Source organism: Pseudomonas sp. AN-1 (genome assembly GCF_034057115.1).
Lineage (GTDB): Bacteria > Pseudomonadota > Gammaproteobacteria > Pseudomonadales > Pseudomonadaceae > Geopseudomonas.
The window spans coordinates 1,667,915-1,688,897 of sequence record NZ_CP139195.1 but is presented as its reverse complement, the minus strand read 5'-3'; the positions used below and the strand labels follow the sequence as shown (position 1 = coordinate 1,688,897).

The 20,983-nt window shown below is 61.6% G+C and carries 14 protein-coding genes, 2 tRNA genes and 3 rRNA genes; 14 read left to right on the top strand and 5 right to left on the bottom strand.

Annotation, left to right across the window (positions count from 1 at the left end; translation table 11 throughout):
• The first annotated feature begins 162 nt into the window (after positions 1 to 162).
• Both clpS and clpA read left to right on the top strand, forming a co-directional pair.
• The gene (gene clpS, locus SK095_RS07750) at positions 163 to 525 is read left to right on the top strand and encodes an ATP-dependent Clp protease adapter ClpS (RefSeq protein WP_320548482.1); all 363 of its coding nucleotides are present in this window, start codon (positions 163 to 165) and stop codon (positions 523 to 525) included.
• A gap of 42 nt (positions 526 to 567) precedes the next feature.
• On the top strand, positions 568 to 2,838 hold the full coding sequence (gene clpA / locus SK095_RS07745) for an ATP-dependent Clp protease ATP-binding subunit ClpA (RefSeq protein WP_136488910.1): 2,271 nt from the start codon (positions 568 to 570) through the stop codon (positions 2,836 to 2,838).
• Between the two features lie 73 nt (positions 2,839 to 2,911).
• Here clpA and infA read toward each other — a convergent pair whose 3' ends face one another.
• The 4 genes from infA to trxB all read right to left on the bottom strand — a co-directional run bounded on the left by infA (position 2,912) and on the right by trxB (position 5,662).
• A complete protein-coding gene (infA, locus tag SK095_RS07740) occupies positions 2,912 to 3,130 on the bottom strand; it encodes a translation initiation factor IF-1 (protein ID WP_016492441.1) in 219 nt (72 codons plus the stop codon).
• Positions 3,131 to 3,230: 100 nt separating this feature from the next.
• Positions 3,231 to 3,983, bottom strand: coding sequence for an arginyltransferase (locus tag SK095_RS07735; protein WP_320548481.1), 753 nt, complete (start codon positions 3,981 to 3,983; stop codon positions 3,231 to 3,233).
• Positions 3,984 to 3,990: 7 nt separating this feature from the next.
• Positions 3,991 to 4,683 (bottom strand): leucyl/phenylalanyl-tRNA--protein transferase, encoded by a 693-nt coding sequence (aat, locus tag SK095_RS07730; protein WP_320548480.1) that lies wholly within the window; start codon positions 4,681 to 4,683, stop codon positions 3,991 to 3,993.
• A 31-nt stretch (positions 4,684 to 4,714) separates the two neighbouring features.
• Complete coding sequence (trxB, locus tag SK095_RS07725) at positions 4,715 to 5,662, bottom strand: thioredoxin-disulfide reductase (RefSeq protein ID WP_136488907.1); 948 nt, start codon at positions 5,660 to 5,662, stop codon at positions 4,715 to 4,717.
• 257 nt (positions 5,663 to 5,919) lie between these two features.
• Between trxB and SK095_RS07720 the strand changes: the two genes are divergently transcribed.
• The 12 genes from SK095_RS07720 (at position 5,920) to SK095_RS07665 (ending at position 20,415) form a co-directional block, all read left to right on the top strand.
• Entirely contained in the window at positions 5,920 to 8,535 is a 2,616-nt protein-coding gene (locus SK095_RS07720) for a DNA translocase FtsK (RefSeq protein ID WP_320548479.1), read from the top strand.
• Positions 8,536 to 8,545: 10 nt separating this feature from the next.
• Positions 8,546 to 9,178, top strand: coding sequence for an outer membrane lipoprotein chaperone LolA (gene lolA / locus SK095_RS07715; RefSeq protein WP_136488905.1), 633 nt, complete (start codon positions 8,546 to 8,548; stop codon positions 9,176 to 9,178).
• 9 nt (positions 9,179 to 9,187) lie between these two features.
• Positions 9,188 to 10,513, top strand: coding sequence for a replication-associated recombination protein A (locus SK095_RS07710; protein WP_136488904.1), 1,326 nt, complete (start codon positions 9,188 to 9,190; stop codon positions 10,511 to 10,513).
• Positions 10,510 to 10,689 carry a hypothetical protein gene (locus tag SK095_RS07705; protein ID WP_320548478.1) on the top strand — a complete coding sequence of 60 codons (180 nt, stop codon included), beginning with the start codon at positions 10,510 to 10,512 and terminating at the stop codon, positions 10,687 to 10,689. Before SK095_RS07710 ends, SK095_RS07705 begins: the two co-directional genes overlap by 4 nt.
• Before the next feature lie 117 nt (positions 10,690 to 10,806).
• The gene (gene serS / locus SK095_RS07700) at positions 10,807 to 12,087 is read left to right on the top strand and encodes a serine--tRNA ligase (RefSeq protein WP_136488903.1); all 1,281 of its coding nucleotides are present in this window, start codon (positions 10,807 to 10,809) and stop codon (positions 12,085 to 12,087) included.
• 124 nt (positions 12,088 to 12,211) lie between these two features.
• A complete protein-coding gene (gene cysG, locus SK095_RS07695; protein WP_320548477.1) occupies positions 12,212 to 13,603 on the top strand; it encodes a siroheme synthase CysG in 1,392 nt (463 codons plus the stop codon).
• A 530-nt stretch (positions 13,604 to 14,133) separates the two neighbouring features.
• Positions 14,134 to 15,670, top strand: a 16S ribosomal RNA gene (locus tag SK095_RS07690).
• Positions 15,671 to 15,736: 66 nt separating this feature from the next.
• A tRNA-Ile gene (locus SK095_RS07685) sits at positions 15,737 to 15,813 on the top strand.
• Positions 15,814 to 15,844: 31 nt separating this feature from the next.
• Positions 15,845 to 15,920, top strand: a tRNA-Ala gene (locus SK095_RS07680).
• A 247-nt stretch (positions 15,921 to 16,167) separates the two neighbouring features.
• Positions 16,168 to 19,058, top strand: a 23S ribosomal RNA gene (locus tag SK095_RS07675).
• 141 nt (positions 19,059 to 19,199) lie between these two features.
• A 5S ribosomal RNA gene (rrf, locus tag SK095_RS07670) occupies positions 19,200 to 19,315 on the top strand.
• The 16S, 23S and 5S rRNA genes sit together here with 2 tRNA genes alongside, the layout of an rRNA operon.
• 158 nt (positions 19,316 to 19,473) lie before the next feature.
• A complete protein-coding gene (locus tag SK095_RS07665; RefSeq protein WP_136489021.1) occupies positions 19,474 to 20,415 on the top strand; it encodes a DUF808 domain-containing protein in 942 nt (313 codons plus the stop codon).
• A 15-nt stretch (positions 20,416 to 20,430) separates the two neighbouring features.
• Here the strand turns inward: SK095_RS07665 and SK095_RS07660 are convergent, their stop codons facing one another.
• Positions 20,431 to 20,946: an O-acetyl-ADP-ribose deacetylase gene (locus SK095_RS07660; protein WP_136489022.1), complete on the bottom strand. Its 516-nt coding sequence runs from the start codon at positions 20,944 to 20,946 to the stop codon at positions 20,431 to 20,433.
• Positions 20,947 to 20,983 lie beyond the last annotated feature (37 nt).

Genomic DNA, 20,983 nt, shown 5'->3' with positions numbered 1-20,983 from the left:
ACTCCGGTTCCTGATCGCGATGCCCATGTACCCGTCATGGGTATGCCTTTGTGTTTGTAACACCGATTTACCGATAGTCAAGGCAGGGCACCTTTCGGTTGCAAAGCGCTTCATGCTTGCCCCTGCGATCCCATCCATACCATCAGCGTTGTCCATCCGAGCATGCATGCAAGCCGCCAGATTCGACTAACATTCAATCATGACTCGCCCGGGCCGTCGGCGGACGATGAGGCGGAGATCGCGGTCCAGGAGGCCAAGCCGGCGCTCAAGCCGCCGGCAATGTACAAGGTGATCCTGCTCAACGACGATTACACGCCGATGGACTTCGTGGTCGAGGTGCTGGAGAGTTTCTTCGGCATGGATCGCGAGAAGGCGACCCGGATCATGCTGGCGGTGCACACCGAAGGCCGGGCGGTGTGCGGGATCTACACCCGAGACATCGCCGAAACCAAGGCGATGCAGGTCAACCAGTACGCGCGGGAGGCTCAGCACCCGCTGCTCTGCGAGATCGAGAAAGACGACTGATTGATTGTAGGCCCTTGGGCACGAGGTGAAGTGAGGTGAAGTATGTTGAACCGCGAACTTGAAGTCACCCTCAATCTCGCCTTCAAGGATGCTCGGGCCAAGCGTCATGAGTTCATGACAGTCGAGCACCTCTTGCTGGCCCTACTCGACAATGGTGCCGCGGCCACCGTCCTGCGTGCCTGCGGTGCCAACCTGGACCGGCTGCGCCACGATCTGCGCGAATTCATCGATTCGACCACGCCGCTGATCCCCGCCCACGAGGAGGAGCGCGAAACCCAGCCCACCCTCGGCTTCCAGCGCGTCCTGCAGCGGGCGGTGTTCCATGTGCAGAGCTCCGGCAAGCGCGAGGTGACCGGGGCCAACGTGCTGGTGGCGATCTTCAGCGAGCAGGAGAGTCAGGCGGTATTCCTGCTCAAGCAGCAGAATGTCGCCCGCATCGACGTGGTCAACTACATCGCCCACGGCATCTCCAAGGTGCCGGGCGAGAGCGAAAGCCACGAACAGGAGCAGGAGTCGCAGGAGGAGGAGGGCGGGGAAAGTCCGGTGTCCGGCAACCCGCTGGATGCCTACGCCAGCAACCTCAACGAGCTGGCGCGCCAGGGGCGCATCGATCCGCTGGTCGGGCGCGAGCTCGAGGTGGAGCGCGTGGCCCAGATCCTCGCCCGGCGGCGCAAGAATAATCCGTTGCTGGTCGGCGAGGCCGGCGTGGGCAAGACGGCGATCGCCGAGGGCCTGGCCAAGCGCATCGTCGACGGCCTGGTGCCCGACCTGCTGGCCAACAGCGTGGTCTACTCGCTGGACCTCGGTGCCCTGCTGGCCGGCACCAAGTACCGCGGCGACTTCGAGAAGCGCTTCAAGGCCCTGCTCAACGAGCTGCGGCGGCGCCCGCATGCCATCCTGTTCATCGACGAAATCCATACCATCATCGGAGCCGGCGCGGCCTCCGGCGGCGTGATGGACGCCTCCAACCTGCTCAAGCCGCTGCTGTCGTCGGGCGAGATGCGCTGCATCGGCTCCACCACCTTCCAGGAGTTCCGCGGCATCTTCGAGAAGGATCGCGCGCTGGCGCGGCGCTTCCAGAAGGTGGATGTGCTCGAGCCTTCGGTGGAGGATACCGTCGGCATCCTCAAGGGGTTGAAGAGCCGTTTCGAGCAGCACCACAAGATCAGCTATACCGACGAGGCGCTGCGTGCCGCCGCCGAGCTCGCGGCGCGCTATATCAACGACCGGCACATGCCGGACAAGGCCATCGACGTGATCGACGAGGCAGGGGCCTACCAGCGCCTGCAGCCGGAGGCGCGGCGTGCCGCCTGCATCGATGTGGCGCAGGTCGAGGACGTGGTGGCGAAGATCGCGCGGATTCCGCCCAAGCACGTCACCACCTCGGACAAGGAGCTGCTGCGCAACCTCGAGCGCGACCTCAAGCTGACGGTGTTCGGCCAGGACGCGGCGATCGAGGCGCTGTCCACTGCCATCAAGCTGTCGCGGGCGGGGCTCAAGGCGCCGGACAAGCCGGTCGGCTCCTTCCTTTTCGCCGGTCCGACCGGTGTGGGCAAGACCGAGGTGGCGCGTCAGCTGGCCAAGGCGATGGGGGTCGAGCTGGTGCGTTTCGACATGTCCGAGTACATGGAGCGGCACACCGTGTCGCGCCTGATCGGTGCGCCGCCCGGCTATGTCGGCTTCGATCAGGGTGGTCTGCTCACCGAGGCGATCACCAAGACGCCGCACTGCGTTCTGCTGCTCGACGAGATCGAGAAGGCGCATCCGGAGGTGTTCAACCTGCTGTTGCAGGTGATGGATCACGGCACCCTGACCGACAACAACGGGCGCAAGGCCGACTTCCGCAACGTGATCCTGATCATGACCACCAACGCTGGGGCGGAAACCGCGGCGCGGGCATCGATCGGCTTCACCCAGCAGGACCACTCCAGCGATGCGCTTGAGGTGATCAGGAAGAGCTTCACGCCGGAGTTCCGCAACCGCCTGGACGCCATCATCCAGTTTGGCCGGCTGGATCATTCGATCATCAAGAGCGTGGTCGACAAGTTCCTCACCGAGCTGCAGGCGCAGCTGGAGGACAAGCGCGTGCTGCTGGACGTCAGCGAGGCCGCGCGCGGTTGGCTGGCCGAACGTGGCTACGATGCGCAGATGGGCGCGCGACCGATGGCGCGTCTGATCCAGGAAAAGGTCAAGCGTCCGCTGGCGGAGCAGATCCTGTTCGGTGAGCTGGCCGATCACGGAGGCACCGTGCACATCGATGTGCGTGACGGCGAGCTGGTATTCGAGTACGAGAACCTGGCGTTACCGGCCTGACGGAGGCCAGCGCCTGCCCGAAAACGACAACGCCCGGCTATGCCGGGCGTTGTCGTTCGCGAGCCTGTGTCGATCAGCGGGCGCGGTAGGTGATGCGGCCCTTGCTCAGGTCGTAGGGCGTCAGTTCGACGCGCACCTTGTCGCCGGTCAGGATACGGATGTAGTTCTTGCGCATCTTGCCGGAGATGTGCGCGGTGACGACGTGCCCGTTTTCCAACTCCACGCGGAACATGGTGTTGGGCAGGGTGTCGATGACAGTGCCTTCCATTTCGAAGCTGTCTTCTTTCGACATGCAGTAAAGCCCTCAAGTACTTTAGGATGGCCCGGTTGACGTGGTCGGGCAAAAACGGCGGGCATTGTGCCCGAAAACCCCCTCTTGCGCCAAGGGGCACTCAGGTGAGCACCACCCAGCGCTGGTTTACGTACAGCTCCAGGGGGCGGTATTCGCTCTTGTAGCTCATCTTGCGGCAGTTGCGGATCCAGTAGCCCAGATAGACGGCCGGAAGTCCGCGCCTGCCGGCTTCGGCGATCTGCCAGAGGATCGCCAGGCGTCCCAGGCTGCGTCTTTCCTCGTCGGGATCGAAGAAGGTATAGACCGCCGACAGTCCGTTGGGTAGCACGTCGGTGACTGCGACCGCCAGAAGGCGCTCGCCCTGGCGGAACTCGAAGAACACGCAGAATGGCAGATCGCGCGCCAGGAAGCTGGTGAATTGCTCGCGGCTGGGTGGATACATGTCGCCGTCGGCGTGGCGCTGCTCGATGTAGCGAGCATACAGGACATAGTGCTCCTCGCTGAGCCGCGGGCGCACGGCGCGGACCTGCAGGTCGAGGTTGCGCCTGAGGATGCGCTTCTGCTGGCGGTTGGGGCGGAAGTCGGCGGTCGGGATGCGCGCCGGAATGCAGGCTTGGCAGTGCTGGCAGTGGGGGCGATACAGGTGTTCACCGCTGCGCCGGAATCCCATCTCGGACAGTTGGGCGTACATCTGGGCATCGACGGCCTGGCGCGGATCGAGAAACAGGGTGGTCGCTTTCTGGTCCGGCAGGTAGCTGCAGTCATGTGCCTGGGTGGCGTAGAACTTCAGCTCGGCAAATTCGGTCATGGCACGATCCTCGCTAGGGCGAGCGGTGCGAGAAGTCCATAGCAAGTGTATGTCAAGCCGAGCGCTCCGCCCAGGGTGTCGGTCCTGCCTGGTCCAGGTGGCGCTTCAGGCAGGTGGCGAACTCGTGGCGCGGAATGGGGCGGGCGCCGAAGCTGGCCAGGTGACGGGTGTACATCTGACAGTCGATCAGGGCGAAGCCGCAGTCTCGCAGGCGTTCGACCAGGGTGACGAAGCCGATCTTCGAGGCGTCGGTCGTCCGGCTGAACATGGACTCGCCGAAGAACAGTCGGCCGATGCTCAGGCCGTAGAGACCGCCGACCAGCCGATCGTCCTGCCAGACTTCCACCGAGTGGGCGAGGCCGCGACGATGCAGTTCAAGGTAGGCGGCATGCATGGCCGGGGTGATCCAGGTGCTGTCGGCATAGGTACGCGGTTCTGCGCAGGCGCGGATCACGGCGGGGAAGTCGCGGTCGAAGCTGACGGCAAAGCGCCCCTGTCGCAGGGTCTTGCGCAGGCTGCGCGAGACGTGCAGTTCTGCGGGGAGCAGCACCATGCGCGGATCGGGCGACCACCAGAGGATCGGTTGCCCGTCCTGGAACCAGGGGAAGCAGCCGTGCCGGTAGGCGCTGATCAGTCGCTCGGGACTGAGGTCGCCGCCAAGCGCGAGCAGGCCGTCGGGCTCGCGCAGGGCGTGCTCGAGTGGCGGAAAGTTTAGGCTCTGGCGTGACAGGGAGGCGAGAGGCATGGGGGAGGCGGGCCCGCAGGCCCGCTGCGCCTTACTGGTCGAGATAGCGTTCGGCGTCGAGGGCTGCCATGCAGCCGGCGCCGGCCGAGGTGATGGCCTGGCGGTAGACGTGGTCGGCAACGTCGCCGGCGGCGAACACACCCTCGATGCTGGTGGCGGTGGCGTTGCCTTCGCTGCCGCCCTTGACCTTGAGGTAACCGTCGCGCATCTCCAGCTGATCGGCGAACAGCTCGGTGTTGGGCTTGTGGCCGATGGCGATGAACACGCCGGTGAGCGGCAGTTCGCTGCTGGCGCCGCTGTTCACGTCGCTGATGCGTACCCCGGTCACGCCGCTGGCATCGCCGAGGACCTCGTCGAGGGTGTGGTTCCAATGCAGGCGAATGTTGCCGTTGGCGGCCTTCTCGAGCAGCTTGTCCTGCAGGATCTTCTCGGCGCGCAGCTTGTCGCGGCGGTGGATCAGGTGGACTTCGCGGGCGATGTTGGAGAGGTAGAGGGCCTCCTCGACCGCGGTGTTGCCGCCGCCGATCACGCAGACCACTTGGTTGCGATAGAAGAAGCCGTCGCAGGTGGCGCAGGCGGATACGCCGCGGCCCATGAAGGCTTCCTCGGAGGGCAGGCCGAGGTATTGCGCCGAGGCGCCGGTGGCGATGATCAGGGCGTCGCAGGTATAGGTTCCGCTGTCGCCCTTGAGGACGAAGGGGCGCTGCTGCAACTCGGCGGTGTGGATGTGGTCGTAGACGATGTCGGTAGCGAAGCGCTCGGCGTGCTCGCGCATGCGCTCCATCAGCGCCGGGCCGGTCAGCCCCTCGACATCACCGGGCCAGTTGTCGACTTCGGTGGTGGTGGTCAGCTGGCCGCCGGCCTGCAGGCCGGTGATCAGCGTCGGCTTGAGGTTGGCGCGGGCAGCGTACACCGCAGCGGTGTAGCCGGCCGGACCGGAGCCGAGGATGACCAGCCGCGAATGTTTCGATTCACTCATAAAACACCCTATAAGTCTTTGTCACGAAAGAGAATGCGTGCTCCAATTGAGCTTAAGTGCCGCTACTGTCCAGCATGCTACACCGGGTGGGCTGGGGCGGCAAAATCTGCTGTTCCCGGCGATGAGCCGGCAGGTCGGCCCTGGCGCCAGGGCGGCTTGGCTGCCTGCATGGCATCCGCCGGGTAAAGTCTTACAATAGGCAGTGTGCTGGCTGTCTACCGTTTCGAGCGCCGGGCGCGTGCAGGAATCCCTACGTTTTGAAGAGCTCCGCGAATACCGTCAAAGCCAACCCATGGCGTCAACAGTTGCACTACCGTCTCAAGGAGGGTGCGCTGATCGCGCTGGGCGCCCTGTGCATCTATTTCTGGATGGCACTGCTGACCTATTCCCCAATGGATCCCGGGGTCGATGTCTCCACTAGCGTTGGTCAGGTGCAGAACGCCGCTGGGCGGGTGGGCGCCTGGCTCGCCAGCTTCTTCCTGTTCGTCCTCGGCTACGCGGCCTACCTGCTGCCCCTGTTGATGGTGATCAAGGTCATCGACCTGTTCCGTAGCCGCCACCAACCCTTTCACTGGAACGGCTGGCTGTTCTCCTGGCGGATCATCGGTCTGTTCTTCCTGCTGCTGTCCACTTCTGCGCTGGCGACGATCCAGTTCCAGTCGCTGGGGGTGAATCCGCAGGCGCCGGCCGGGGGCATCCTGGGGCAGAGCCTGGGCGAGTGGGGTGAGGATGCACTCAACGTCCAGGGCAGTACCCTGCTGTTCATCGCCTTGTTTCTCTTTGGACTGACCGTGTTCACCGATCTTTCCTGGTTCCGGGTCATGGACCTGACCGGCAAGATCACCCTCGACCTGCTCGAGCTGATCCAGGGGGCGGCGGGACGCTGGTGGAGTGCCCGCCTGAGCCATCGTGAGCTGCGGCTGAAGCTGCGCGAAGCAGAGCAGGCGCCGCCTGCTCCGCCGACCTCCCGGCGTGCCCGGGTCGCGGTCGCCGCCCCGCTTGCCAGGGCAGCGGCCTCCGCCGCCGAGCCCGTGGCACCGCTGGAACGCCCGCTGGCAGCGAGCGAGCGCATCGAGCCGGTCGTCGGCCTCTCGGCGCTCGATCTCGATGATGAGCCCGAGCTGGAGCTTGCCCCTCTGACCCTGGACGACAATGAGGGGCGGGGTCTGCCCAAGCTCCCTGCCGTTCCGGCAGAGTCCGAGATGCTGGACGAGGCAGACTCGCTGCAACTGCCGGAGGATGTCTTCGACGTGCCCGCCCCGGTTGCGGTGCAGCAGCCGGTGTCGCCTCGCCTCGCCGAGGCCCCGAGTGCGGCTCCCCGTCGCCCGGTCGAGCCGCCCAGGCCGGTAGTCCATTATGTCGACGAGGCGGTAGCCGGTACCCTGCCCCCGCTGAGCCTGCTCGACCCTGCGCAGGCCAAGCCCAACAGTTTCTCGCCCGAGGCGTTGGAGTCGATGTCGCGCCTGCTGGAGATGAAGCTCAAGGAGTTCGGCGTCGAGGTCCAGGTCGTCGCCGCCTATCCGGGGCCTGTGATCACCCGCTTCGAGATCCAGCCGGCACCGGGCATCAAGGTCAGCCGCATCACCAACCTGGCCAAGGACCTGGCGCGTTCGCTGGCGGTGATCAGCGTGCGGGTGGTCGAGGTGATCCCTGGCAAGACCACCGTGGGCGTCGAGATTCCCAACGAGAACCGGCAGATCGTGCGCTTCTCCGAGGTGCTGTCCACGCCGGAGTACGAGGGTGCCAGCTCGCCGGTGACCATCGCGCTCGGCCATGACATCGGCGGCCGGCCGGTGACCGCGGACCTGGCGAAGATGCCGCACCTGCTGGTGGCCGGCACCACCGGCTCGGGCAAGTCGGTGGGGGTCAACGCCATGCTGCTGTCGATCCTCTACAAGTCGACACCCGAGCAGGTGCGCCTGATCATGATCGACCCGAAGATGCTCGAATTGTCGATCTACGAGGGCATCCCGCACTTGCTCTGCCCGGTAGTCACCGACATGAAGGAGGCGGCCAACGCCCTGCGCTGGAGCGTGGCGGAGATGGATCGGCGCTACCGGCTGATGGCCGCCATGGGCGTGCGCAACCTGGCCGGCTTCAACCGCAAGATCAAGGATGCCGAGGAGGCGGGCACGCCGCTGACCGATCCGCTGTTCCGCCGTGAAAGCCCCGACGACCAGCCGCCGCTGCTGCAGGCGCTGCCGACCATCGTGGTGGTGGTCGACGAGTTCGCCGACATGATGATGATCGTCGGCAAGAAGGTCGAGGAACTGATCGCACGCATCGCCCAGAAGGCGCGGGCGGCCGGTATCCACCTGATCCTCGCCACCCAGCGTCCGTCGGTGGATGTGATCACCGGCCTGATCAAGGCCAACATTCCGACGCGCATCGCCTTCCAGGTGTCGAGCAAGATCGACTCGCGCACCATCCTCGACCAGGGGGGGGCCGAGCAACTGCTTGGCCATGGTGACATGCTCTACCTGCCGCCCGGCACGGGCCTGCCGGTGCGCGTGCACGGGGCCTTCGTTTCCGACGACGAGGTGCACCGCACAGTGGACGCATGGAAGCAGCGCGGGGCGCCGGATTACATCGAGGACATCCTTGCGGGCGCCGAAGAGGGCGCCGGCGGCTCCTACGACTCGACCGGTGGCGAAGGCGGCGAGGGCAGCGAGGAGGATCCGCTGTACGACGAGGCGGTGCGCTTCGTCACCGAGAGTCGCCGCGCCTCGATTTCCGCCGTGCAGCGCAAGCTGAAGATCGGCTATAACCGCGCCGCTCGAATGATCGAGGCGATGGAGATGGCCGGTGTGGTTACCCCCATGAATACCAACGGCTCCCGCGACGTGATCGCGCCGGCGCCGATCCGAGACTGAGCGAGGCTCTATGCGTCTGATTCGAGTGTTGTTGCTGGCTGCCCTGACTCTGGGTGGGGCCACCGTTCATGCCCAGGACGACGCCAGGTCCGTACAGCGCCTGACCGAGCTGCTCGGCCAGGCGCAGACCCTGACCGGGCGCTTCTCCCAGCTGACTCTGGACGGCTCCGGTACCCAGTTGCAGGAGGCCAGTGGCGAGATGAGTCTCAAGCGTCCTGGCCTGCTGCGGTGGCATACCGATGCACCCATGGAGCAGTTGCTGGTGTCCAATGGGGAGAAAGTCTGGTTGTACGATCCGGACCTGCAGCAGGTGACCATCCAGGCTCTCGACCAGCGCATGACCCATACCCCGGCGCTGCTGCTGTCCGGTGATGTGTCGAAGATTCGCGAGAACTTCACCATCAGCCACAAGGAGGGTGGCAGCGTGGTCGACTTCATACTCAAGCCCAAGGCCAAGGACACCCTGTTCGATACCCTGCGCCTGTCGTTCCGCAATGGCGTGATCAACGACATGCAACTGATCGACAGCATCGGTCAGCGCACCAACATCCTGTTCCTCGGCGTGAAATTGAACCAGCCTCTGGCGGACAGCCAGTTCACCTTCAAGGTGCCCGAGGGCGCCGACGTGATCGAGGAGCAGTAGGGTTCCGTCATGGACCTGTTCGATCGTCCCCCTGTTGCCCAGCCGCTGGCCGCGCGCATGCGCCCGACCAGTCTGGACGAGTATGTCGGCCAGGAGCATGTGCTGGGGCGCGGCAAGCCGCTGCGCGAGGCGCTGGAGCAGGGCGCGCTGCACTCGATGATCTTCTGGGGGCCACCCGGGGTGGGCAAGACCACTCTGGCGCGCCTGCTGGCGCAGGTCGGCGATGCCCATTTCGAGACCATTTCCGCCGTGCTGGCCGGAGTCAGGGAAATCCGCCAGGCAGTGGAGGTGGCGAAGCAGCAGGCTGCGCAGTATGGGCGGCGCAGCATCCTGTTCGTCGATGAGGTGCACCGCTTCAACAAGGCGCAGCAGGATGCCTTCCTGCCCTTCGTGGAGGATGGCACGCTGATCTTCATCGGCGCGACCACCGAGAACCCATCGTTCGAGCTGAACAGCGCGCTGCTGTCGCGGGCTCGTGTCTATGTGCTGAAGAGTCTCGACGAGGCGGCTCTGCGCCAGATGCTCGCTCGGGCGCTGAGCGAGGAAAGAGGGCTCGGAGCTCGCCACCTGCGCGTCAGCGAGGAAGCCGTCGGCCTGCTGCTGGCGGCTGCCGACGGCGATGGCCGGCGCCTGCTCAACCTGCTGGAGAATGCTGCTGATCTGGTCGAGGATGGCGAGGAGATCGGTGTCGGGCTGCTGGAGAGCCTGCTCGGTGACAGCCGTCGCCGCTTCGACAAGGGTGGCGAAGCCTTCTACGACCAGATCAGTGCCCTGCACAAGTCGGTGCGCGGATCGAGCCCGGATGCCGCGCTCTACTGGTTTGCGCGCATGCTCGACGGTGGCTGCGATCCCCTGTATCTGGCGCGCCGGGTGGTGCGCATGGCCAGCGAGGACATCGGCAACGCCGATCCGCGAGCGCTGAGCCTGTGCCTGGCCGCCTGGGACGTGCAGGAGCGCCTGGGCAGCCCCGAGGGCGAGCTTGCCGTTGCCCAGGCCATCGTCTATCTCGCCTGCGCGCCGAAGAGCAATGCGGTGTACATGGGGCTCAAGGCGGCCAAGCGGGATGTCGCTGCGCATGGCTCGCTGGAGGTACCGCTGCACCTGCGCAACGCACCGACCAAGCTGATGAAGAACCTCGGCTACGGCGACGAGTACCGCTACGCCCATGACGAGCCGGAGGCGTACGCTGCTGGCGAAGACTATTTCCCCGAGGCGCTGGAGCCTGAGCCCTACTATCAGCCGGTGCCGCGCGGGCTCGAGCTGAAGATCCGCGAGAAGCTGGCGCATCTGGCCGAGCTGGATCGACGCAGCCCGCGACGGCGGAGGAAGCCATGATCCTCGCGGTGCTCGCTGGCGTCGTCACCGGCAGCCTGCTGACTCAAGTCGTCTCCAGGAGTGGCGGCCTCCAGCGTTGCCACACCCTTGCTGGGCCGCTCGGGCGTTTAGTGGTGCTGGGAGCCGCTGCCGACAAAAGTGCGGCAGGCTGCCCGCTGGTGCCCGTCAGCGGGTAAACTCTCGTTCCGATCATCCGCACCTGGCTGCGATAGGCAGCGCAGCAGGGGCGATAGCAGCAGACCGCTGCACGACTACCTTCATTATTTGACTGCTTCGACTGAAGAGAATTCTCCATGCTCGACTCCAAACTGGTTCGTGGCCAGCCGCAGGAAGTGGCCCAGCGTCTGGCGACCCGCGGCTTCCAACTGGACGTGGCGCGCCTTGAGGCGCTGGAAAGCCGCCGCAAGGAAACCCAGACCCGCACCGAACAGCTGCAGGCCGAGCGCAATGCCCGCTCCAAGAGCATCGGCCAGGCCAAGCAGCGCGGTGAGGACATCGCTCCGCTGATGGCCGACGTCGAGCGCATGGGGGCTGAGCTGGGCGCAGGCAAGCAGGAGTTGGACGCGATCCAGGCCGAGCTGGATGCACTGCTGCTGACCATTCCCAACCTGCCGCACGAATCGGTGCCGGTTGGCGCTGGCGAGGATGAGAACGTCGAGGTGAGTCGCTGGGGCGTCCCGCGTGAGTTCGATTTCGAGGTCAAGGACCACGTGGCTCTCGGTGAGCAGCACGGCTGGCTCGACTTCGAAACTGCAGCCAAGCTTTCCGGCGCCCGCTTCGCGTTGATGCGTGGTCCGATCGCCCGTTTGCACCGTGCTCTGGCCCAGTTCATGCTCAATCTGCACACTGGCGAGCATGGCTACGAGGAGGCTTACACGCCCTACTTGGTGCAGGCGCCGGCGCTGCAGGGGACCGGTCAGCTTCCGAAGTTCGAGGAAGACCTGTTCAAGATCAGTCGCCCGGGGGAGGCCGACTTCTACCTGATTCCCACCGCCGAAGTGTCGTTGACCAACATCGTCTCCGGCGAGATCCTCGATGCCAAGCAGTTGCCGCTGAAGCTGGTCGCCCATACCCCCTGTTTCCGCAGCGAGGCCGGGGCTTCCGGTCGCGACACGCGTGGCATGATTCGCCAGCACCAGTTCGACAAGGTCGAGCTGGTGCATGTGGTCGAGCCGGAGAAGTCCTTCGAGGCCCTGGAAGAGTTGACCAGCCATGCCGAGAAGGTCCTGCAACTGCTCGGGCTGCCTTATCGCAAGCTGGCGCTGTGCACCGGAGACATGGGCTTCGGTGCGACCAAGACCTACGATCTGGAGGTTTGGGTGCCGAGTCAGGGCAAGTATCGCGAAATCTCCTCCTGCTCCAATTGCGGCGACTTCCAGGCCCGCCGCATGCAGGCGCGCTGGCGCAATCCGGCTACCGGCAAGCCCGAGCTGGTACACACCCTCAATGGCTCCGGCCTGGCTGTCGGTCGCACCCTGGTGGCCGTGTTGGAGAACTACCAGCAGGCCGATGGCAGCATCCGGGTGCCGGAAGTGCTCAGGTCGTACATGGGCGGGCTCGAGATGATCGGCTGAACGCCGTCGTGCTGCCGGTGGCCTCTCGAGGCTCCCGGTAGCTCTTCCCTGTGGGGCGCAATACGGGCCGGTACTCTCGATTGTCGGCCTTTCCATTTGTTCTGCACCTGTCGTGAGGCTGCCCATGGACTTCCTTCCCTTGTTTCACAATCTGCGTGGTCGCCTGGTGCTGGTGGTCGGTGGCGGAGAGGTCGCTCTACGCAAGGCGCGCCTGCTGACTGAGGCCGGCGCCCGCTTGCGGGTGGTCGCGCCTCAGGTCGAGGAGCAGCTGTGCAGCCTGGTCGAAAAGGGGGCGGGTGAGTTGCTGCTGCGTGGATATGCAAGCGCCGATCTCTCGGGCTGTGTGCTGGTTGTCGCGGCCACCGATGACGACCAGCTCAATGCGCGAGTCTCGCGCGAGGCCGGGGAGCGGGGGGTGCCGGTCAATGTGGTGGACGCTCCGGCGCTGTGCAGCGTGATCTTCCCGGCCATCGTCGATCGATCGCCGCTGATGGTGGCGGTGTCCAGCGGTGGCGATGCGCCGGTGCTGACGCGACTGGTGCGCGCTCGGCTGGAAACCCTGATTCCGGCAGCCTATGGCCGTCTTGCAGGGCTGGCTCGCAAGTTTCGCGGAGCTGTGAAGCAGCGTTTTGCCGATGTGCGGCAACGTCGGGTGTTCTGGGAAGAGGTGTTCCAGGGAGTCATTGCCGAGCAGGTATTGGCCGGGCGTGATGCGGATGCCGAGCGCCTGCTGGTCGACAAGCTGGCCGGCAGTGGCGATCGCGAACTGGGAGAGGTCTATCTGGTGGGAGCCGGTCCGGGAGATCCTGACCTGCTGACCTTTCGGGCATTGCGGCTGATGCAGCAGGCTGATGTCGTGCTCTACGATCGCTTGGTCGCGCCTGCGATCATCGATATGTGTCGCCGCGATGCCGAACGGATCTATGTTGGCAAGAAGCGTAGCGAACATGCGCTTCCACAGGAGCAGATCAATCGTCGACTGGTCGATCTGGCTAAACAGGGCAAGCGCGTGCTGCGGCTCAAGGGAGGGGATCCGTTCATCTTCGGCAGGGGTGGTGAGGAGATCGAGGAACTGGCGGCTGAGGGGATTCCCTTCCAGGTCGTTCCGGGAGTCACCGCCGCTGCTGGTTGCGCTGCCTATGCCGGAATTCCCCTGACTCATCGCGACTGCGCCCAATCGGTGCGCTTTGTTACCGGGCACCTGAAAGACGGCAGTTGCAACCTGCCGTGGCGCGATCTGGTGGCTCCGGGGCAGACCTTGGTCTTCTATATGGGTCTGGTGGGGCTGCCGGTTATCTGCAGGGAGCTGATCAACCACGGTCGAGCTGCCGACACCCCGGCTGCGCTGGTGCAGCAGGGCACAACCCCTCAGCAGCGAGTGTTCACGGGCACCTTGGCCGATTTGCCTCAGCTGGTTGCCGAGCACGAGGTGCATGCACCGACCTTGGTGATCGTCGGCGAGGTAGTTCTCTTGCGTGAAAAACTGGCGTGGTTCGAAGGGGGAGCTCAGCGGTAACCCGGAAAGTTGCAAAACAAGCATTGACGTCGCCGCCGATGTCTCTATAATGCGCCCCACTTCCAGCGGCAATCTGATCGAAAAGCCTTGTAAATCAAGTGCTTGGATCGGGTGGTGGTGGAAGTGCAGGGTTGCTTTCCTGCGGTGTCGTCAGTCTCCGGGTTGAAGGCGCGTTGTTCGGAGATGTTGACAGCGGCTCTGGTTGCTGTATGATCCATCTCCCTCGCTTCGGTGGTCGAGTTCTTCGCTGAAGCGCAAGCGGTTGATTCGAAAAGAAAATTTTCGAAAAACGCTTGACAGATTGAAAGGCTGCTGTAGAATGCGCGGCCTCGGTTGAGACGAAGCGGAAACGCTGAGTGAATCGATCGAAACGCTCTTTAACAAGTTGAATCAAGCAATTCGTGTGGGTGCTTGTGAGGTAAGACTGACAGTCGCAAGATTATCAGCATCACAAGTAACACTCGTGAATTCGAGAGTTTTTTGCGATTGCTGAGCCAAGTTTAGGGTTTTCTCAAAACCCGAATTGATTTGAACTGAAGAGTTTGATCATGGCTCAGATTGAACGCTGGCGGCAGGCCTAACACATGCAAGTCGAGCGGATGACGGGTGCTTGCACTCTGATTCAGCGGCGGACGGGTGAGTAATGCCTAGGAATCTGCCCGATAGTGGGGGACAACGTTTCGAAAGGAACGCTAATACCGCATACGTCCTACGGGAGAAAGTGGGGGATCTTCGGACCTCACGCTATCGGATGAGCCTAGGTCGGATTAGCTAGTTGGTGAGGTAATGGCTCACCAAGGCGACGATCCGTAACTGGTCTGAGAGGATGATCAGTCACACTGGAACTGAGACACGGTCCAGACTCCTACGGGAGGCAGCAGTGGGGAATATTGGACAATGGGCGAAAGCCTGATCCAGCCATGCCGCGTGTGTGAAGAAGGTCTTCGGATTGTAAAGCACTTTAAGTTGGGAGGAAGGGCTGTCGGCTAATACCCTGCAGTTTTGACGTTACCAACAGAATAAGCACCGGCTAACTTCGTGCCAGCAGCCGCGGTAATACGAAGGGTGCAAGCGTTAATCGGAATTACTGGGCGTAAAGCGCGCGTAGGTGGTTCAGCAAGTTGGATGTGAAAGCCCCGGGCTCAACCTGGGAACTGCATCCAAAACTACTGAGCTAGAGTACGGTAGAGGGTGGTGGAATTTCCTGTGTAGCGGTGAAATGCGTAGATATAGGAAGGAACACCAGTGGCGAAGGCGACCACCTGGACTGATACTGACACTGAGGTGCGAAAGCGTGGGGAGCAAACAGGATTAGATACCCTGGTAGTCCACGCCGTAAACGATGTCAACTAGCTGTTGGGTTCCTTGAGAACTTAGTAGCGAAGCTAACGCGATAAGTTGACCGCCTGGGGAGTACGGCCGCAAGGTTAAAACTCAAATGAATTGACGGGGGCCCGCACAAGCGGTGGAGCATGTGGTTTAATTCGAAGCAACGCGAAGAACCTTACCTGGCCTTGACATGCTGAGAACTTTCCAGAGATGGATTGGTGCCTTCGGGAACTCAGACACAGGTGCTGCATGGCTGTCGTCAGCTCGTGTCGTGAGATGTTGGGTTAAGTCCCGTAACGAGCGCAACCCTTGTCCTTAGTTACCAGCACGTTATGGTGGGCACTCTAAGGAGACTGCCGGTGACAAACCGGAGGAAGGTGGGGATGACGTCAAGTCATCATGGCCCTTACGGCCAGGGCTACACACGTGCTACAATGGTCGGTACAGAGGGTTGCCAAGCCGCGAGGTGGAGCTAATCTCACAAAACCGATCGTAGTCCGGATCGCAGTCTGCAACTCGACTGCGTGAAGTCGGAATCGCTAGTAATCGTGAATCAGAATGTCACGGTGAATACGTTCCCGGGCCTTGTACACACCGCCCGTCACACCATGGGAGTGGGTTGCTCCAGAAGTAGCTAGTCTAACCTTCGGGGGGACGGTTACCACGGAGTGATTCATGACTGGGGTGAAGTCGTAACAAGGTAGCCGTAGGGGAACCTGCGGCTGGATCACCTCCTTAATCGAAGACTTCAGCTTCTTCATAAGCTCCCACACGAATTGCTTGATTCACTCGCGAAAGGCGATTGGGTCTGTAGCTCAGTTGGTTAGAGCGCACCCCTGATAAGGGTGAGGTCGGCAGTTCGAATCTGCCCAGACCCACCAATTGTCGTGGTGCGCAGGCCGATCGAAAGATGGGGCCATAGCTCAGCTGGGAGAGCGCCTGCTTTGCACGCAGGAGGTCAGGAGTTCGATCCTCCTTGGCTCCACCATTATCGCCGAAAGCTCAGAAATGAGTGTTTACCCCTGTCGTCCGGTGGACGATTTCGAGGATGAAACATTGATTTCTGGTCTTTGCGCCAGAATCGTTCTTTAAAAATTTGGGTAAGTGATAGAAGTATTGAACTGGAGAGTGTTTTCACTGCACTTTTCAGGTCAAGGTAAAATTTGCGAGTTCAAGCGCAAGTTTTCGGCGAATGTCGTAATTCACGATTATAACCAGATTGCTTGGGGTTATATGGTCAAGTGAATAAGCGCATACGGTGGATGCCTTGGCAGTCAGAGGCGATGAAAGACGTGGTAGCCTGCGATAAGCTTCGGGGAGTCGGCAAACAGACTTTGATCCGGAGATCTCTGAATGGGGAAACCCACCCGGGATAACCCGGGTATCTTGTACTGAATACATAGGTGCAAGAGGCGAACCAGGGGAACTGAAACATCTAAGTACCCTGAGGAACAGAAATCAACCGAGATTCCCTTAGTAGTGGCGAGCGAACGGGGATTAGCCCTTAAGCTTCTTGGATTTTAGCGGAACGCTCTGGAAAGTGCGGCCATAGTGGGTGATAGCCCCGTACGCGAAAGGATCCTTGAAGTGAAATCGAGTAGGACGGAGCACGAGAAACTTTGTCTGAATATGGGGGGACCATCCTCCAAGGCTAAATACTACTGACTGACCGATAGTGAACCAGTACCGTGAGGGAAAGGCGAAAAGAACCCCGGAGAGGGGAGTGAAATAGAACCTGAAACCGTATGCGTACAAGCAGTGGGAGCCTACTTTGTTAGGTGACTGCGTACCTTTTGTATAATGGGTCAGCGACTTATATTCAGTGGCGAGCTTAACCGATTAGGGGAGGCGTAGCGAAAGCGAGTCTTAATAGGGCGTTTAGTCGCTGGGTATAGACCCGAAACCGGGCGATCTATCCATGAGCAGGTTGAAGGTTAGGTAACACTGACTGGAGGACCGAACCCACTCCCGTTGAAAAGGTAGGGGATGACTTGTGGATAGGAGTGAAAGGCTAATCAAGCTCGGAGATAGCTGGTTCTCCTCGAAAGCTATTTAGGTAGCGCCTCACGTATCACTCCAGGGGGTAGAGCACTGTTTCGGCTAGGGGGTCATCCCGACTTACCAAACCGATGCAAACTCCGAATACCTGGAAGTGTCAGCGTGGGAGACACACGGCGGGTGCTAACGTCCGTCGTGAAAAGGGAAACAACCCAGACCGCCAGCTAAGGTCCCAAAGTTGTGGTTAAGTGGTAAACGATGTGGGAAGGCTTAGACAGCTAGGAGGTTGGCTTAGAAGCAGCCACCCTTTAAAGAAAGCGTAATAGCTCACTAGTCGAGTCGGCCTGCGCGGAAGATGTAACGGGGCTCAAACCACACACCGAAGCTGCGGGTGCATCGCAAGATGCGCGGTAGAGGAGCGTTCTGTAAGCCTGTGAAGGTGAGTTGAGAAGCTCGCTGGAGGTATCAGAAGTGCGAATGCTGACATGAGTAACGACAATGGGTGTGAAAAACACCCACGCCGAAAGACCAAGGGTTCCTGCGCAACGTTAATCGACGCAGGGTTAGTCGGTCCCTAAGGCGAGGCTGAAGAGCGTAGTCGATGGGAAACAGGTTAATATTCCTGTACTTCTGGTTACTGCGATGGAGGGACGGAGAAGGCTAGGCCAGCTTGGCGTTGGTTGTCCAAGTTTAAGGTGGTAGGCTGGGATCTTAGGTAAATCCGGGATCCTAAGGCCGAGAGCTGATGACGAGTTATCTTTCAGATGACGAAGTGGTTGATGCCATGCTTCCAGGAAAAGCTTCTAAGCTTCAGGTAACCAGGAACCGTACCCCAAACCGACACAGGTGGTTGGGTAGAGAATACCAAGGCGCTTGAGAGAACTCGGGTGAAGGAACTAGGCAAAATGGCACCGTAACTTCGGGAGAAGGTGCGCCGGTGAGGGTGAATGATTTACTCAGTAAGCCCATGCCGGTCGAAGATACCAGGCCGCTGCGACTGTTTATTAAAAACACAGCACTCTGCAAACACGAAAGTGGACGTATAGGGTGTGACGCCTGCCCGGTGCCGGAAGGTTAATTGATGGGGTTAGCGCAAGCGAAGCTCTTGATCGAAGCCCCGGTAAACGGCGGCCGTAACTATAACGGTCCTAAGGTAGCGAAATTCCTTGTCGGGTAAGTTCCGACCTGCACGAATGGCGTAACGATGGCGGCGCTGTCTCCACCCGAGACTCAGTGAAATTGAAATCGCTGTGAAGATGCAGTGTATCCGCGGCTAGACGGAAAGACCCCGTGAACCTTTACTATAGCTTTGCACTGGACTTTGAGCTTGCTTGTGTAGGATAGGTGGGAGGCTTTGAAGCGTGGACGCCAGTTCGCGTGGAGCCATCCTTGAAATACCACCCTGGCAATCTTGAGGTTCTAACTCTGGTCCGTCATCCGGATCGAGGACAGTGTATGGTGGGTAGTTTGACTGGGGCGGTCTCCTCCCAAAGAGTAACGGAGGAGTACGAAGGTGCGCTCAGACCGGTCGGAAATCGGTCGTAGAGTATAAAGGCAAAAGCGCGCTTGACTGCGAGACAGACACGTCGAGCAGGTACGAAAGTAGGTCTTAGTGATCCGGTGGTTCTGTATGGAAGGGCCATCGCTCAACGGATAAAAGGTACTCCGGGGATAACAGGCTGATACCGCCCAAGAGTTCATATCGACGGCGGTGTTTGGCACCTCGATGTCGGCTCATCACATCCTGGGGCTGAAGCCGGTCCCAAGGGTATGGCTGTTCGCCATTTAAAGTGGTACGCGAGCTGGGTTTAGAACGTCGTGAGACAGTTCGGTCCCTATCTGCCGTGGACGTTTGAGATTTGAGAGGGGCTGCTCCTAGTACGAGAGGACCGGAGTGGACGAACCTCTGGTGTTCCGGTTGTCACGCCAGTGGCATTGCCGGGTAGCTATGTTCGGAAGAGATAACCGCTGAAAGCATCTAAGCGGGAAACTCGCCTCAAGATGAGATCTCACTGGGGACTCGATCCCCCTGAAGGGCCGTCGAAGACTACGACGTTGATAGGCTGGGTGTGTAAGCGTTGTGAGGCGTTGAGCTAACCAGTACTAATTGCCCGTGAGGCTTGACCATATAACACCCAAACAATCTGCGATCCCAGGATCACAGTGGGTGCGACAGGCCGAAAGCTTGCAGAACCGCAAATTACCGAATCTGATACACTATCACTTGCCCAATTCGGGGTAGCGCCATGGCGATGCCCCAACCGAATTGCTTGACGACCATAGAGCGTTGGAACCACCTGATCCCATCCCGAACTCAGCAGTGAAACGACGCATCGCCGATGGTAGTGTGGGGCTTCCCCATGTGAGAGTAGGTCATCGTCAAGCACCTACACAGAAACCCCGACCAGCCACGCTGGTCGGGGTTTCGTCCTTTCGCTCCGGAAACTGCGCGTAAGTGCGCCATGACACGGCAAAATGACTTGTATCGGCCGTATGCTTGGCGCGTAGTCAAATACCTCAACCTGCATACAGGGAGTACGAACTTGGCCGGAAGCAGTCTGCTGGCATTGATCGATGACATTGCCACCATCCTCGACGATGTTTCGGTGATGACCAAGGTGGCGGCGAAGAAGACCGCCGGGGTGCTTGGCGATGACCTGGCCTTGAACGCCCAGCAGGTCACCGGCGTTGCGGCAGAGCGAGAGTTGCCGGTGGTATGGGCGGTCGCCAAGGGTTCACTGCTCAACAAGCTGATCCTGGTTCCCGCGGCCTTGCTGATCAGCGCGCTTGCGCCCTGGGCGATCACGCCTCTGCTGATGCTGGGCGGCGCCTTCCTGTGTTTCGAGGGCTTCGAGAAACTGGCTCACAAGTTCCTGCACAGCAAGGCGGAGGAGGAAGCCAATCATGCCCGTCAGCTTGACGCGCTCAATGACCCGGCCATCGACATGGTGGCGTTCGAGCGGGACAAGATCAAAGGAGCAGTCCGTACGGACTTCATCCTTTCGGCCGAGATCATTGCCATCACGCTCGGGGCTGTCGCTGCGGCCAGCTTTCTGAAGCAGGTGCTGGTGCTGTCGCTGATTGCCGTCGTCATGACGGTAGGGGTCTATGGCCTGGTAGCGGGGATCGTCAAGCTGGATGACCTCGGCCTGCATCTGCGACAGCGGGAGTCGCGTCTGGCACAGCGCTTCGGTGGCGCCATCCTCGGCGCTGCCCCCTACCTGATGAAAGGGCTGTCCGTGGTGGGGACGGCCGCGATGTTCATGGTTGGCGGCGCCATCCTGACTCACGGCATATCCCCGGTTCATCATGCCATCGAGCAACTCGCTCAGGCGAGCGGTAGCCTCGCCGCAGTCGGCGCTGTCGCCGAGGCCCTGCTTCCCACACTGCTCGATGCCACCTTCGGCGTGCTGGTTGGCGCCCTGGTGGTCGTGCTGGTGACGCTGTGCAGCAAGCTGCGGGGCAAGCCAGGTCTGGTAGGGTAGCGTCTGGGCGGACTTTCAGGTTCCGGCTTCGAGCAGCTGGGTATAGATCTGCAGATCCGCTGCGGAAAAGCAGCAGAACACCACCGACTCGATGGTCGGCAATGTCGCGACCCTGGCCCGCACGGTGGCCACGGCGATGGCTGCGGCGGCGGCGCTGGGATAGCTGAAGATGCCGGTGCTGATGCTCGGGAAGGCCAGGCTGCGGGCGCCGGCCGCTGCGGCGACTTCGAGGGAGCGTCGATAGCAGGAGGCCAGTACCTGTGCTTCGCCCTGCTGGCCACCCTGCCAGATCGGGCCGACGGTGTGCACGACGAAGCGGGCTGGCAGCCGATAGCCGGCAGTCAGCTTCGCCTCGCCGCTGGCACAGCTGCCGAGCTGGCGACACGCCTCGACCAGTTCGGGGCCTGCCGCGCGCAGAATGGCTCCGGAAACGCCACCGCCGCCGAGGAGCGATGGATTGGCGGCATTGACGATGGCATCTATCGCCAGGCTGGTGATATCGGCCTGAAGGGCCAGCAGTCGGGCAGGCATGCTGCAGCAACCTCGCACTTCACAAGGGTGGCCTGCT